Source organism: Runella sp. CRIBMP, from assembly GCF_009905605.1.
GTDB lineage: Bacteria > Bacteroidota > Bacteroidia > Cytophagales > Spirosomataceae > Runella.
On the sequence record NZ_JAAAKZ010000020.1, the window covers coordinates 40,720 to 55,724 of the forward strand.

At 44.8% G+C, this 15,005-nt stretch carries 9 protein-coding genes and 1 tRNA gene; 4 read left to right on the forward strand and 6 right to left on the reverse strand.

The genetic code is table 11. The annotated features are described in order from the left end of the window. The first annotated feature begins 381 nt into the window (after positions 1 to 381). Together GVN20_RS26315 and GVN20_RS26320 are read left to right on the forward strand one after the other, a co-directional pair. Positions 382 to 1,608, forward strand: coding sequence for an ice-binding family protein (locus GVN20_RS26315; RefSeq protein WP_166561204.1), 1,227 nt, complete (start codon positions 382 to 384; stop codon positions 1,606 to 1,608). A 59-nt stretch (positions 1,609 to 1,667) separates the two neighbouring features. Next, positions 1,668 to 1,814: a hypothetical protein gene (locus tag GVN20_RS26320; RefSeq protein ID WP_166561205.1), complete on the forward strand. Its 147-nt coding sequence runs from the start codon at positions 1,668 to 1,670 to the stop codon at positions 1,812 to 1,814. A 51-nt stretch (positions 1,815 to 1,865) separates the two neighbouring features. Here GVN20_RS26320 and GVN20_RS26325 read toward each other — a convergent pair whose 3' ends face one another. Next, entirely contained in the window at positions 1,866 to 3,815 is a 1,950-nt protein-coding gene (locus GVN20_RS26325; RefSeq protein WP_166561206.1) for an asparagine synthase-related protein, read from the reverse strand. A 167-nt stretch (positions 3,816 to 3,982) separates the two neighbouring features. Here GVN20_RS26325 and GVN20_RS26330 point away from each other — a divergent pair, with 167 nt between their 5' ends. Next, the gene (locus GVN20_RS26330) at positions 3,983 to 4,696 is read left to right on the forward strand and encodes a hypothetical protein (protein WP_166561207.1); all 714 of its coding nucleotides are present in this window, start codon (positions 3,983 to 3,985) and stop codon (positions 4,694 to 4,696) included. Here the strand turns inward: GVN20_RS26330 and GVN20_RS26335 are convergent. From GVN20_RS26335 to GVN20_RS26350, 4 genes are all read right to left on the reverse strand, one after another. After that, entirely contained in the window at positions 4,680 to 7,964 is a 3,285-nt protein-coding gene (locus GVN20_RS26335; RefSeq protein WP_166561208.1) for a C25 family cysteine peptidase, read from the reverse strand. The two genes, GVN20_RS26330 and GVN20_RS26335, sit on opposite strands and share 17 nt — an antisense overlap. Positions 7,965 to 8,044: 80 nt before the next feature. Continuing rightward, positions 8,045 to 11,767 (reverse strand): chemotaxis protein CheB, encoded by a 3,723-nt coding sequence (locus GVN20_RS26340; RefSeq protein ID WP_166561209.1) that lies wholly within the window; start codon positions 11,765 to 11,767, stop codon positions 8,045 to 8,047. Positions 11,768 to 11,774: 7 nt separating this feature from the next. Further along, the gene (locus tag GVN20_RS26345; RefSeq protein ID WP_166561210.1) at positions 11,775 to 12,227 is read right to left on the reverse strand and encodes a response regulator; all 453 of its coding nucleotides are present in this window, start codon (positions 12,225 to 12,227) and stop codon (positions 11,775 to 11,777) included. A 230-nt stretch (positions 12,228 to 12,457) separates the two neighbouring features. Continuing rightward, positions 12,458 to 12,531 (reverse strand) — tRNA-Ile (locus GVN20_RS26350). Between the two features lie 243 nt (positions 12,532 to 12,774). Between GVN20_RS26350 and glgP the strand changes: the two genes are divergently transcribed. Beyond that, positions 12,775 to 14,427 (forward strand): alpha-glucan family phosphorylase, encoded by a 1,653-nt coding sequence (gene glgP, locus GVN20_RS26355; protein WP_166561211.1) that lies wholly within the window; start codon positions 12,775 to 12,777, stop codon positions 14,425 to 14,427. A 90-nt stretch (positions 14,428 to 14,517) separates the two neighbouring features. Here glgP and GVN20_RS26360 read toward each other — a convergent pair whose 3' ends face one another. Then, positions 14,518 to 14,958 (reverse strand): GNAT family N-acetyltransferase, encoded by a 441-nt coding sequence (locus GVN20_RS26360; RefSeq protein WP_166561212.1) that lies wholly within the window; start codon positions 14,956 to 14,958, stop codon positions 14,518 to 14,520. Positions 14,959 to 15,005 lie beyond the last annotated feature (47 nt).

Consider the following 15,005-nt stretch of genomic DNA (forward strand, 5'->3'; position numbering starts at 1 on the left):
TTGGATATTAAAGCCTGACTTTTACGCTGTGCTTATTTGCCTCTAGGTAACGGTATGAACTTACTCAAAATTGATGTTATGAATTTACTCACGATAGTATAAATACGAAACTGTTGTCCTACAAATTTTCGACTCTAACGCAGGTTGGCGATCATCTGGAGCTTTCCCAAATGCATCAGTAGTAATCAAATACAATGGTGGTATAACTACCCATATCCTTTAGACATCCATTCTACAAGGATGGGTAATTAGATGTATTTTGATTTTTAAGGGATATGCCATGGTCCATTTTTTATCATGGTACTTTTTGAAGGGAGTATTTTAGGGTATTTGATTTTTTGTCAACAGGTTTTATTGAATCACCATTTAAATTAGAAACAAATGAAAAAAAATGTATTACTAATTCTGAGCATAGCCACCTTGGTTTGTTTGAAAAGTATAGTTTTTGGACAGGCCCCAAATCTGGGAACAGCCTTTGATTTTGCGTTATTTACGGCTAATGGGGCTTTTACGAATACGGGGGCATCAATGGTCGTCGGCGATATTGGTACCAATGTAGGGGCTTTTAGTGGCTTTCCTCCTGGTATGGTTACCGGAAACATTCGTTTGCCAGGTTCACCCGAGGCTGCGCAAGCTGCCATAGATGTGGTGTCGGCCTATAACTCGTTGAACTCACGTCCGTGTGGGACAATTATAGCGCCTGAATTAGCGGGGCAAACATTGGTGTCAGGGGTGGTTTACTGTCAAAATACGGCAACTCCAACTACATTAAACGGAACCTTAACTTTAAGTGGGTCGGGGATTTTTATCATTAAATTAAGCAGTGCTTTAACGACCGCAACTTCTTCATCGATTGTTCTTATCAACGGTGCTACCGCCAACAATGTGTTTTTTCAGGTAGATGGAGCTGTCACTTTGGGGATTGGTTCAGTCTTTAAGGGTACTATACTTGCACAGGGAGCTATTTTTCTGAGTACTGGGGCTTCCCTTGAGGGGAGAGGCCTTTCAGTTGCAGGGGCGATAACATTAAATAATAATTCAGTGACCAATGTAGCGCGGCCATTACCAGTTACTTTGGTGTCTTTTACTGCCAAACCCCTTTCAAATCAAACGGTTGACTTGGCATGGACCACGTCGCTGGAAACGAATAACAAAGGGTTTCTCGTGGAGCGTAGTAAAGAAATGAGAAATTTTGAAAAGGTAGAAGAAATAAGTGAAATTGCCGCAAACAGCAATTCCCTGAAAACCTATCGTCTTATAGATCGAAAAGCGTATGCGGGCACCAGCTATTATCGATTAACGCAAACCGATCTTAGCGGTAAAGTAACGGTCTATCCGGCTATCTCGGTTGTTTTACGGGAAGACGCCTACGGGGTATTTCCTAACCCGGTTGTTAGCGAAGGAAGGTTTACCCTGCGTTTGGACGAGCCAGAAACCGCTTTGGTCAATCTTTACAGTATGGAAGGACGTTTACTTCCCCTTCAGAAAATTGGAGTCCAGTCGGGTAATCTTATGTTAAAAGCTACTGGTAAGATGGCCACTGGGGTGTATATTCTCTCAGTAGTGGAGCGAGGACAAACGCGGAATCATCGCGTGGTCGTCGAGTAGATGTTATAAATACTCAGTACAATTTTTTATCCACTATCCACTACTAATAAATCTCAACTATGAATACTAAAGGTCAGTATATATCAGCTCCTGCCTCTAAAAAGGCGTATAAAACCCCCAAGCTAAAAGTTTTGGGTAAAGTAAATAAAATGACTCAAAAACTTGGGTCGGCAACCGATGGTTTTGGCGGTTCTTTTGAAGGTTAATAAGATGTTTAACTGAAGAAGTTTTAGGCTTGATATATTATAATCCACTAACTACCTAGCACTTTTGGCTGAATCCAGCCAGAGTGCTAGGTAAATAATACGACTCAACAGCCAATTGTACCGGGTTTTTCTTTGCATCGGCACGCGCTGCTCAAATACAACGTTCACAATTTTTAAAAATAGCGCGCGGTCAATCACCTCCCAAATGGCATGACTTGGCGATATAAATTGCTGATGCACGGCCAAATAGAGTTGCTGGGCCGAAATCGTACCGTATTCCACAAAGTTGGCTTTGGTAAGTCGAGAAACAATTTGAGAAGGCAGAATCGTCTGTAAGCCATTTCGAATCAAACCCCGTCCACGCCCATCATCAAAGCTGATTTTGGCAGGGGTTGACAGTCCTAACTCTACGACATTTTTGTCGAAGAAAGGAAACGTATATTGATGGCCGTAATAAGCACCAATGTGATTTAATTGCTCATTACAGATTACATTGGTTGTATTAAGAATTTGATTGGCCGAAACATGAAACTCCGAAGAAATAGAAGCGCTCAATGCTTCGGTAGTTTGCTGGAGTCTTGGGGGTGTTTGCTGTTTAAACTCAACACTAAATGCGTTGTCAAGAAGGTTTAGATGAACAATTTTAGCCTTAATACGCTGAATGCAATACGCAATAATGGCCGAAGTAGAGAGCCCAAGCGCTTGTTTTGGGATGGACAATGTCTTTAAAAAAGTACTGAATGGACGGGAGCGGAACCGCTTCGTTATATCGCCTCCAATGATGCGCAAAGCGTATTTTTTGTATTTTGAATGAGTGCTTAAGTCTTTGTTGTTAGCCCCTAAAAAAGCCAAATTTCGCTCAGAGAATGAGGTATATTGCAGGCAGGCCAACCGCAATTCTTGCCAATCGCTGGTGTCGATTAAGTAATCCAAGTACTCAAAACCAGTGGTGATAACACTGTCGCCGTCGTGCCCCGTGAGCATACAATCACAGCCTAGTTGTTGGGCTTTTATCGAAACACTCAGATGAAAACTGGACGGAATGATAAAGTGGTCGGGGCGGTCAAATAGCTGATTGATTTTCAGCACTGCATCGAGCACGTCGACGGTGGGGTGTACGGTGTGGTGTTGAGTATGGTATTGCTTCACGACGGCTTCCACATACATAGATTCATCTGTCGAAGCCAGTTTTGTATCAATGTTGAAGGTATGGAGGGAAGGGCGTTTTTGCGCTTTAAGCAAGGATTGGGCGAGGCAACTGACCGATGAAGAATCCAAACCACCGCTCAAATGAGCGCCAATGCTCATTTTGCCTATCATTCGGGCGTTTATGGCAGCGGTAAAATGTTCTTTAAACAACCTTGAATATTCTTCGGGGTGGCTCAATTGGCTGAATTTTCCAAGGTTTGGATTCCAGTAAGTGGCTAAACACGCTTTTTCATTGTGTACCTCAAGATAATGCCCAGGCAGAAGGCTGTAAATATTTTCGTAGAAAGTTTCTGAACTATAAGGTATATACGTGGTGCTCCACGTTAGGTATTCTCTGAATTTATACCTGTTTGGAACAACTACTACCTCCTCAAGCCCAATCAAGGCTTTGATTTCGGTGGCAAAGGCAAAAAAACGACCCGGCTGATGTACATAGTAAAAGGGCATTACGCCCAGAATATCTCTGGCACAAACCAGCGACTGTTGGCGAGTATCCCACAAGGTTACGGCGAAATCAGCATTTAACTCATTGAACGCAGCAGGGCCATTCTGAATAAAACTGGAAATAAAAGGTTGATTGATAGACGGGTTGGGAATGTCAGTATGCGCCACGGCGTAAATACCAGCGGTAGTGTTTGCTTCAATCGCATTCCCAAACGCTAGCAGTGCTCCTTGGTCAAAGATTTGAGTCGACACCTCTCCCCGGTGCCTGAGCCTTTGTTTAATATGTGTGAGGTCTTGGGCAGAAACCGCCTTACCATCAAACCGAATCATTCCCGCAATCCCACCCATATTCATTAACGAAAAAATAAACCAACTCGTGCGCTTTTAGCTCTTCAAGGTAATGATTATCGCCACGGCAAACAATCTTCTGCTGGATTATGTCCTTGTAATATCAGCATTACTTTGTTATCTTTACCCAAGGTGGCTTTTAGTGGCTGTTTATCAATTGTTTAACGATGTTTAAGAAACACAATTTGTGGTTTTTTTTCTTGCTGTTTTTCCTTGGCTTGTGCCAAGGATGTCGGCAAAAGAACCATGAACCCACCCCCGATGACGCGGCCTTTTTTCCCCTACAAGTTGGTGATTATTGGGTGTATCAAGTAACGCAGGAAAAGCATTTGGCCGTTAACTCATCCCTAAAAAGCAGCTATCAATTTCAGAAAAAAATTAGGAGTTCATTGGTCCAAAATGGTCAATTGTATTATCTGGTTGAAGAGTCTACCCGGCAAACGGAGCAGTCTGCTTGGAAACTTATGGGTATTCACACGGTTTATGGAAGCCTTTCGGAGGTTGTCAGTCAGGAAAACAACGTGTCAGTCATAGAATTGGTCTTTCCTATCTTACTCACTACTTCTTGGAACCCTAACTTATACAATACCAACCCTGAAGCAGCACTACAATATCAAAATCAAGGTCAACCGTATGCAGTGGGGCCGCGGGCGTTTGATTATACGATTTCGGTGGTGGGGGCCAATGATTCTACCTTAGTCAATCAATCAAAATATTTGCGGGTTTATGCCCCAAACATTGGTTTGGTGTACCGTGAAGATGTGGCCGTTGCCTTTTGCCAATCGTCGTCTGATTGCATCGGTAAGGGCATCATTGCGTCGGGTACCACATTCAAATGGGCCTTAATTGCGAGCAATCGACTGCTTAATACCGCCAAATAAGTTTTCCCGTATGTGTTTCAGCTTGCCCGTTTTTTCGGATTAATCGTAATTTATAGATGTAGTGCCCGGGGGCTTCTGCCTGCCACAGAAAAGTGTTTTTACCCGCTTCGATGGGGTAATTGCCATCGAAAACCAGTAACCCCAATAGGTTATAAATGGTCAGTCGCGACACAGTCGGCAATTCCTCTCCGTTCAGGTTCAACTCAAACTTGACGTATGAAATGGCTGGATTGGGATAAGCCAGAAAAGTAATGGGGGCATTGGAAACTAAAGAGTTGAGCCATAGGGTATAGGGGTTCTTTGTTCGATTGCCAGAGGCGTCTTTCCCAAAAATAATGAGCTGGTAAGTGTTGCCTTCTTCAAGGTCTAAATGGGTAGTGGCCCGCAGCTGATTGCCAGCAATAGCGGTAATTTGCAGTAATTTGGGAGTGATTTTTTGGGGGCTACAAGTACTGCACGCCACTAAATAAACCTCAAAAGCACTTAAATCATTGGCTGATAATGGGTTCTCATCTATGAGGTAAATAGCTATTTTTGGTTTTGAATCAACGATGGCGTAGTTTTCTTTCATGGCCCCGTTAATAAAAACACTCAGTACTGGACTGACCACATCTGGCAATAGATTGGGCGGAAAACTGCTGCCTGTTGCCTGCGTCCAATCAATCAGGAGGGTTGCGTTATTATTGGCTTTGCTCAGTTCAATAACTTGGTTGTTGGGGTCAATGCTTACTTCAATTTTTTGTAATGCTGTATCCATCGGTATGGTATGATACACCGTATCGCGGTAACGAAAAGCGTTTACGGACAGAACTTTTTCGGTGGAGACTTTTCCCGTCGTTTTCAGTAACAATGAAACAGGTTGCTCAGGTACGAATCTGCCTAAATTACTAATTGGAATGACCACTCGAATCGAATCACTGTTTTTGAGCATACTACCCCTGACCGAAGATTGAATATAGACATCCTTTTGTTCCACGGCAAAATCGGGGCTTGACAATGGATAGGGGGTATATGCGGGGTCTCCCTGAAGCACCATTTGCAACAAAACAGATACGTCAAAAGCAGTAATGCTCTCTTTCTCAATGGTTTGGTTGAGTAGTTGTTGGGTTTTACCCAGCGACAACCCAAAGGTGTTTGCGTTGGTAAATAAATGGCCGTACAGTTTAGTTAAGTAGCGGGTGGTGGGTGCTTCGTAGCTGTAATAGGAGTGGGCGAGTACTGCGCCTGCGCCTTTTTCGGGGGCCAACAGCCAGTCGGTGGAGAGGGTATTAAAACGAGAAAAAATCTCCCCAACCCCACAACCGTTAAAAATCATGAGGGGATAAAATCGGTTGCGAAGCCCGTTTTCGGGCGGGGAAGCAAACCCAAAATTCATGTCGGTAATAGCGGGCCCCGCGTGGCCAATAAAGGTAATGAGGCTGGTGCCTTCGTTAACAACTGGTACGATATCAATGGATTCTACCTTTTCGTAGGGGTTGCTTTTGTGAAAGGATGTTACCTTTCCCCCCACGAATCCATTTCTAAATATATCTCCCAAACGTTGGATTGTGGCTTGCAAACTTTGTGCTTCGTCGTGGGTTTTTCCTCCGCTGATGTGCACGATGTGTTTACGCCACTCTGCTTCAGGCTGGGCCCCCTCCAACTGTTTGAGTTTGGTCAGATAAGCTAAAACCTGCTCGTTGGTGGTTACGTTGAGTCGACCCGTAGGTATGGCGGGGGTGTTGGCAGAAAAGCCTTTTAAGCCTGCAGTCAACAAAATATCGGAGCCTGGATAACCGATGGTGGGCACTAAATCATCGGCGGCTGTTTTGACAAAATAGGGGTAACTACAGGCTTTACCGATTAGCATTAAATTTTTGGCGGCCGTATTTGCCAGCATAAAGTCCGCAAAACGTCGTAGGGCCAACGGACTCCGCTCGCCGTAGTTAAAGGCATCATAGAGAGAATCAGCTTCTACAATCAGTAGCTTGTGCCCTCCCCCCGGCGCGGAGGCCCGGTAGTCGGCATAGGCTTTGGCAGATTGTTTGAGCGAAGCGTGGGTAATAATTACGTAATCCGTTGATGCAGAGAAGGTCAATTGAAATTTGACTAGCACAATCGCCATTGGTTTCAAGGACTGAGTCGTCAACAGAATGTCGCGGTTGCGGGTTGTTTCATCAACCACTATCTGCGCTTGGCCGTCACGAATGTCCGAAGTTAAGAGACGGCAATCGGTTTTGTCAGTAATGTCATAGGCCGTGGCGGTCGAGGGCACATTTTGTACCAAGAGTAAAGCAGACCGACGGGCGTTGGCCAGCAGGTGAAATACCTTAGAGGAGGCCCCCGCCATGTCGAACGCCTGCGGATAGGATAGCTTTACGTAGGTAATTGAAAATTGATTTTTAATGTTGGTTTTTTGGGGCTCAAAACGTACGCTAAGGCGTTGGTTGAGCACCGAACTTGCCGCAATGGTGGTTTGGAATGTTTGGCTCATAAATCCCCAAAAATCCAAGGAGGCTAGGGTGGTTTGGGGATTGGTGTCTACTTGAATCTCAATCTGATGAAACAGATTATCCCGACCGTTGATCATGCCTTCCAGTTTGATGGGCCAATTGGTTACGATTGGATTCATCAATTTGAAATGAACCACCCCCACGGAGTCGGTTGTCAAGAGGTTTCCAGACCATCCTTCTCCGGGCTCAAAATAACTTTGTTGGAGCGTAGGTTCGATGCCTTTCAGACTGTTAAAAGTATATTCTTTTGTAAAAGCTTGGACGGTCTCTTCAAGGTGGAATTTTTCGGGGATAAGGCCTTGTGCTGAGGTATTTAACTCCAAAATTCGTTTTCCAGAAGAGGACGGATGGATGGTCAGGAAATAGGCGGCAACGTCCGAGAATAGCGTTTGATAGGGGTGTAGCCTTTTTTGGGGCCGATAAAGCAGCGAATCTTGGCTCCCGTCGTTGCCTTCGCCGTAAAATTCAAGGTAATCAGGGTCGTCAAAAATCCCGTTTTGTTGGCCTACAATGCGGATGGCTATTTCCTTTCCTCGCCAGAATAATTGCCAATGCGTAGGGTCTGTCTGGAGAAAAGCAGGGTCGGCGTTTTTAATATCCTGATAACTGATACGATAAATTCCCGATTGCGTAACTGAAAATTTTAAATATTTCTGATTGGGCTTAATCCATTCGTTAACCAACTGACTTTGAGCATTCAATGTCAGGGTATTGAAACACAACCACGCCAGAAGTATTGTTTTTACAATTACTAAACGCAACACAGTTTTAGGCATAACACAGATTTATACGGTAACGTGAGAGAAATTATAGCTGGTTGAATTTGAGCATCTTTAATTTGTTATTATGGAATGATTTATTGGGCCGGAATATAAATATCGAACTGAGCACCTTTATCTGGTTTGCCCGTGGCGGTGATGATTCCGTTGTGATTCTCAACGATTTTTTTGACAATGGCCAGCCCAATACCCGTTCCTTTGTACTGTTCATGTTCGTGTAGGCGTTGAAAAACTTCAAAGATTCGTTCGCTATATTGGGGATCAAAGCCGATACCGTTGTCGGTGACCGTGACGTGGTAATATTTTTTTTCGGGCAAAAGTTTTTCGTTCTTCAATTTATCCCCACTTATAATCCTACTTTTTATCACTACGTGGGGGGGGCGATTGGGACTTGAAAATTTAAGGGCGTTGCCAATGAGGTTTTGCAGGAGTTGACGAAACTGAAACGCGATGACGGGAGCGGAGCCGAGATGGGCTAGGTCGAAGGTGGCGTGTTTTTCTTGGATGGATTCGCTTAGTTCGGTCAGTACTTCCTCCACAATGGGGCGGAGATTTGTACTTTCAAATTTTCGGGCTTGGGTATTAAAACGGGTAAACAACAGTAAATCATTGATTAGTTGTTGCATTCTTTCGGCCGAATTCAGGATGCGTCTAAAATAATCTTTGCCGCCGGCGGTTAAGTTTTGGCTTTCGTGGTCGTCGATGTACCGGGCCAGCAGTTGTATTTTGCGCAGCGGTTCTTGTAGGTCATGGCTTGCTACATACGTAAAAGATTCAAGCTCCCTGATGAGTTTCTGAAGGCTGTTGTTTTTTTCTACGAGCTTCTCATTGGCCTCTTTCAACTCGGATGTTCGTTCGATGACGGCCTTTTTTAGTTCGTCTTTTAGTTTTTTATGCTGTTGAATTTCCGTGTGGGTACCTACCCACAGCATCGATGGTTTCCCGTTTTCGGCTTTATACGCCAATCCCCGGCTCAAGTGCCAGCGGTATTCGCCTTCCTTATTCAATAATCTGTGTTCGAGTTCAAATTCAGTACCAGTAGCCAGCGAGTGCTGCCACTTGCTTTTGTATTCTTCCCACTCGTCGGGGTGGATTATTTTTTTCCATCCCCACTCTTTGAGTTCATCCACCGAAAGCCCCGTGTAGTCGAGCCAGACGTCATTAAAAAAGTTGAGGTTGCCTTCTTCGTCGGTTGCCCATACTTTTTGCGGAATTGAATTGGTAATGAATTGGTAGCGTTTTTGGATTTCTATCCGAGCTTCTTCGGCGCGGGCTTGTTCTGTTATATCTTCAATCGCGAGCAGGATTAATTTCTCCGAATTTCCCTCTTTTATTTCACGGGCATTGAGCCGCATTCTTCGTTCGCCAATGTTATAAAATGTATGCGTCAGCTCTAAATTGTCGAAAGTTGATTTTTCGGGAAGGATATTTTCTAGCAGTTCTTTCAAGACCGGGATGTTCCAGTCCTTGTGACCTATTTCGTAGATTAACTTCCCTTCGGTATCGGCGGCGTTTACCTTGAAGGCATTGTAATAAGAAAGGTTGGCGGTTTTTACCCGCAGGTGTTTATCCAGCACCAGCAGGGGCTCGCGTATGGTGGCAATGATACCTTCGGCATAATCCCGGGCCGTCGTTATTTGCTCATTCAAGCTGCTTAGTTCGCGGTTGACCACCGTTAGCTCTTCGTTGGTGCTTTGGAGTTCTTCCTTACCCGTTTCCAATTCTTCATTGAGGCTTTGCAACTCTTCGTTGCCACTCAATAATTCTTCGTTGGCGCTTTGAAGTTCTTCGCTCAAGGCCTCTTGGTCTTGCGTAATGGCGCGCATATCTTCGCGGGTTTGGATGAGTTCCTGCTCAAATTGCCGAATGCGAAGGTCTTTATCGTCTAAGACTGTTTTGGTTGCTTTTTTGGGGCGGCCCGTTGGAGGGAGGGAGTCAACGGCGTTTGTTTCATGAAAAAGGATCAAATAGTGTTGTTCAGGCGTGCCCGGCATGGGTAAAATTTCGATAGAAATGGTACGTAGGCTGCCATCGGTCCGGAACGGAATAATCTCTTTGATTACGCGCGCTTTGTCTTTTTTTGCTTTGTAGAGAAGATTGCGCAGTTCAAAGGCCAGCCCGTGTTTGGCCAGAAGCAACAAATTATGGGTAGGTTTGCCAGGTGTCTGTTCTAAATAGGGACCCGTAATGCCGCGAAAATGCACAATGTCCATGTCTTCATTGATGACCACTCCCGCGGGAGTATACCGGCTGAGAATAAGGTCGTCGGCAATTTTTTGAAAATCGGTGCGCATGTTTTCGTTTTTGGAATGAGTAAAGCTCAGATTCAACTCGCTTCGTTGGCCAGGCATTGGCATAAACCGACCAGGGCCTTCTTTGCGGGTGAACACTTTATCATCTTTGGCCGCCATGGAAAAAAGGTCAGGGACACTGCTGACCGTTTCTAACTTACCGAGTAATAAATATCCTTTGGGGTTTAATGAATAGTGAAATGTGGTGAATGCCTTTTTTTGGAGGTAGGGTTCGAGGTAAATCATCACATTGCGGCAGCTGATTAAATCCATTTTGCTAAAAGGTGGATCTTTCAAAAAATTGTGCGTGGCAAACACACACATATCCCGCACTGATTTATTGATTTGGTAATTGCCGTTTTTTTTGACGAAGAATTTTTGCAGGCGTTCGGGGGTCAGGCTTTCTATTTCACTTTTTGAATAGGTTCCGAGGCGTGCCTTTGCAATGGCAGGCTCGCTCAAATCGCTGGCAAAAAGTTGCACTCGTTCGGTGGTATTGCCCAAAAACTCAGTCAAACACATGGCCATTGAATAGGCTTCCTGGCCCGTACTGCAACCTGCTATCCAGATACGAATGGCCTCTCCTGCGCTTTTGTTTTTCAAAATAAGCGGAAAAACCGTTTCGCATAAATTATCAAATACCTGCGGGTCTCGGAAAAAAGAGGTAACGGGAATCAATAAATCTTGGTATAAAGCATCCTGCTCCTGTTTGTTGTCCTTTAAAAAAAACAAATAGGCCGCGGTATCTTCATTTTTGTTAATAGCCATTCGGCGCAGGATTCGGCGGCGGACGGTCGTTTGTTTATAATACGTAAAGTCAGTTCCTTTCCGGATGCGCAGCACTGCAAGGATTTGTTTGACCAGCTCCTTTTCAGTTTCTTCGGCGTTGGGTTCTTTGGTACTGTCTGAGCGAAGAATTCGGATGATGTCCGACAGTTTTTGCGGGATTTCGTCGGGTGGGAGAATAAAGTCGACCACCCCAGCCTCGATCGCGCTTTTGGGCATACCTTCGTAGGCGGCTGAGGCCTCATCCTGCGCAAACGTAATACCTCCGTAGTCTTTAATAGCCTTCAGGCCCCCTGTGCCGTCGCTGCCTGTGCCCGACAACACAACGCCGATGGCGTGGCTTTGGTGAACTTCGGCCAGAGAGGTAAAAAAAATGTCGATGGGTAGATTGAGCTCGTTTTTTTGGGTAACGCGCGGACTCAGTTGCAATATTCCGTCGTTGGCCACCAGCATCTTATTGCTGGGTAAAATATAAATATGGTCAGGCTCCACCTTAATGTCGTCGGAGATTTCTACGACGGGAATGGTCGTTACTTTTTGTAGCAAATCAGGCAGTAGGCTTTCGTGGTTGGGGGCTAAATGCTGCACCAGTACGTAGGCGATTCCTGATTTTTCAGGAATGGCTTTGAGCAATTTCCGGAAGGCTTCCAATCCGCCTGCTGATGCACCGATGCCCACTACTGGAAACAAATTGGTGGACAATACTTTTTCGTCAGCTTTCATACGCTCATTATCTTGCTCTGCATAAAATAAAATCTTTTTTGGCGGGTTGCACCTGCCTTTGTTCCTCGGGCATGAGAAGCAACTGCTCAATCACCCGCGTCAGCTTCTTAAAATCGGTTGGTTTCTGGATGTAATACTGCGCCCCTTTATGATACAGTTCGTCTACCTGCCTAGGATGTATAGAAGTCGAGAAGATAATGATGGGCAGGGATTGCCACTGAGGCATTAGTTTCATTTCTGTTAAACATTCATGCCCGTTTTTTCGGGGCATATTTAGGTCTAAAAAAATCAGGTGGGGGAGGTTGCTTTGGTGTTCTTGTAGCCACTCGATGAGCTGCTGCCCATTTGTGACCGTAGTAAGCTCAACGGAAACGGCGATTTGGTCCAGCGCTTCCTGAAAGAACAAACGATCGTCGGCATCGTCATCAGCCAGTAAAAGACGTAACGGTAGAGGAGTCATAAATTGAGAAAAGGTAAGTTGAAGCGGGGCAATGTGTGAGTTATAAATGGCTTCATCAATTTACGTTGGTGTAGTATTAATTCCAGAACCTTAATTCCCGTTATTGTATAAATGTAACTTTTTTATTTGATTTTCAAAGATTAATCCGATAATAGTTTTGAGTGATTGGTCTCAATCTAGCTTTTAAAATACAAAAGCACTTAACATTGCTGCTAAGTGCTTTTGTGATGTGGGCCCAGTAGGGCACGATCCTACGACCCCCTGATTATGAGTCAGATGCTCTAACCAACTGAGCTATGGGCCCGAAATACCTCTCGGTATTTTGTGGGTGCAAAAGTATGATAATACGACTGTATTTGCAAAATTGGTCGGTGATTTTTATGTGACCAGCCCCAAAAACGATTTCTTCATAGACTATTACGCTAATTTGTGCGTTGAAAATTGAACCAATGTTGAGGCTTACCGTAAGAAAATTGTCTTATTGCCCGATGTAAATGGAAATTTCCTTAGTTTAGCACCTTCTTCAACCTGTGATTGCAACGTAATTATGGCTAAAAAACTTCCTTCAGCGTATGCCCATCCGTACGTGATAGACCCCCGTTTCAAAAAATCGGTGGCTTATTTTTCGATGGAATTTGCCATTGACCAAGCCCTCAAAACGTACTCAGGAGGACTGGGGTTTCTGGCGGGCTCGCACATGAAAAGCGCCCACGATTTGCGTCAGAATCTCATCGGTATCGGTATCTTGTGGAAACATGGGTATTATGACCAAGTGCGGGCCACCGACAACAGCATGGTGCCGCAGTTTCGGGAAAAAATGTATAGTTTCCTGAAAGACACTGGCATTCGATTTCAAATCACCATTGCTTATCAACCCGTTTGGGTAGCAGCTTATTTTTTGGACCCGAAGCTGTTTGGAACGGTTCCGATGTTTTTTTTAACGACCGACACCGACGGAAACGAGCCTTGGGCCCGCCAAATATCCTACCATCTTTATGATTCTGATGCCGCCGTAAAAGTGATGCAATGTATGCTTTTGGGCATCGGCGGAGCCAAGTTTTTGGATGAAATCGGTTACGAACCCGATGTGTATCACCTCAACGAAGCCCACGCGGTATCGTCGGTATATTATCTATATAAGAAGCTAGGGAAGAAAGAGTCGGTCAAAAGAAGATTGGTCTTTACGACACATACGCCCGAAGAAGCAGGCAACGAAAAGCACGATATTCATTTTTTGGAGAGTTTAAGTTTTTTTGCGGGCGTCCCGTTGCATAGTGTTCGAAAAATAACGGGTATCGGCCCGCACGACACCATTTTTAGTCATTCGTTGGCGGCGCTGCGGTTGAGCCATCAGGCTAATGCCGTTTCCAAATTGCACGGTGAAGTATCGCGAAGAATGTGGAGTGCAGCGGGGGATATTTGTGAGATTACACACGTTACCAATTCGCAGCATAAAACCTCTTGGGTAGACGTCGAACTCGAAAAAGCGCGTGTTAAAAGTGATTTGGACGGATTGGAAAACCGCAAAAAGGAACTCAAACGGGAGCTTTTCAAAACCGTTGCCGACCAGGTTGGTAAGTTGTTTGATCCCAATATTTTGACCATAGTTTGGGCCCGTCGTTTTGCCGCCTACAAGCGCCCAGAGCTCCTCACCCGCGACCGCGAGCGCTTTGACCGACTCATGCGAAATAAAGATTTCCCGATTCAGTTTATCTGGGCTGGAAAGCCGTACCCGAAAGACGAAGGTGCCATTTATACCTTCAACCAGCTGTTTTATTTGAGTCACTTATATCCAAACATGGCGGTGTTGACGGGCTATGAATTAGCGTTGTCGAAAGAGTTGAAACAAGGCTCTGATGTGTGGCTCAATACCCCGATTGTCCCGCGTGAAGCATCGGGAACGAGCGGTATGACGGCGGCTATGAACGCCAGTCTGAATTTTTCAACTTACGACGGCTGGGTGTGTGAGTTTTCGCGGCACGGAGAAAATTCTTTCATTGTGCCCGTGGCGTCGGAATCGGCCCGCGATTGGGAAGATATGTCGAATATGTTGGATGTGTTGGAAAATGAGATACTGCCGCTTTATTACGAGCGTCCCAATGATTGGCAGGAAATGGTTTTGCGAAGCATGAATGAAGTCGGGGGCTTTTTCAACTCGGACCGCATGGCGGCGGAGTATTACGAGAAAGTGTATAAGTAAAACGGTGAATCACGCAAAGGCGCAGATACGCAAAGAAAAGGAGCGTATTAGTTCCTCTGCACCTTCGCGGCTTTGCGTGATTTATTTATTTTATAGATACAGATCACAATTGATTTCGGTGTCATCTACTTTTGCGCCCATTTTTTTATAAAATTCGATGGCTTCTTTGTTCCAGTTGGAGACTTGCCAGCGGACTTTTTTGCACTGTTCCGCGTTGGCGTAGTCAATCAGTCGGTCAAGCAATTGAGTGCCGATTTGGTAGCCTCTAAATTCCTTTTTTACGTACAAATCATCCAGATACAGCGCCTTGCCCGACCATGAATAATAGGCCAGGAAAAAAGAGGCAAAACCAATGAGTTGAGCATCTTCTATCTCAACCACAAGACACTGAAAAAGGTCTTTGTTTTCCAGCATTTGGTCGAGGGTAATGGTTACTTTTTCGGGCGTTTTTTGAAACACCGCGAATTCCTGAATCAGTCGAAAAATAGCAGGAAAATCCTCTGGCGTTCCTTTACGAATCACAATGCTCATGCGAGTTGTTAAATTGATTGTACAAAATATTGTACAAAATAAAGACT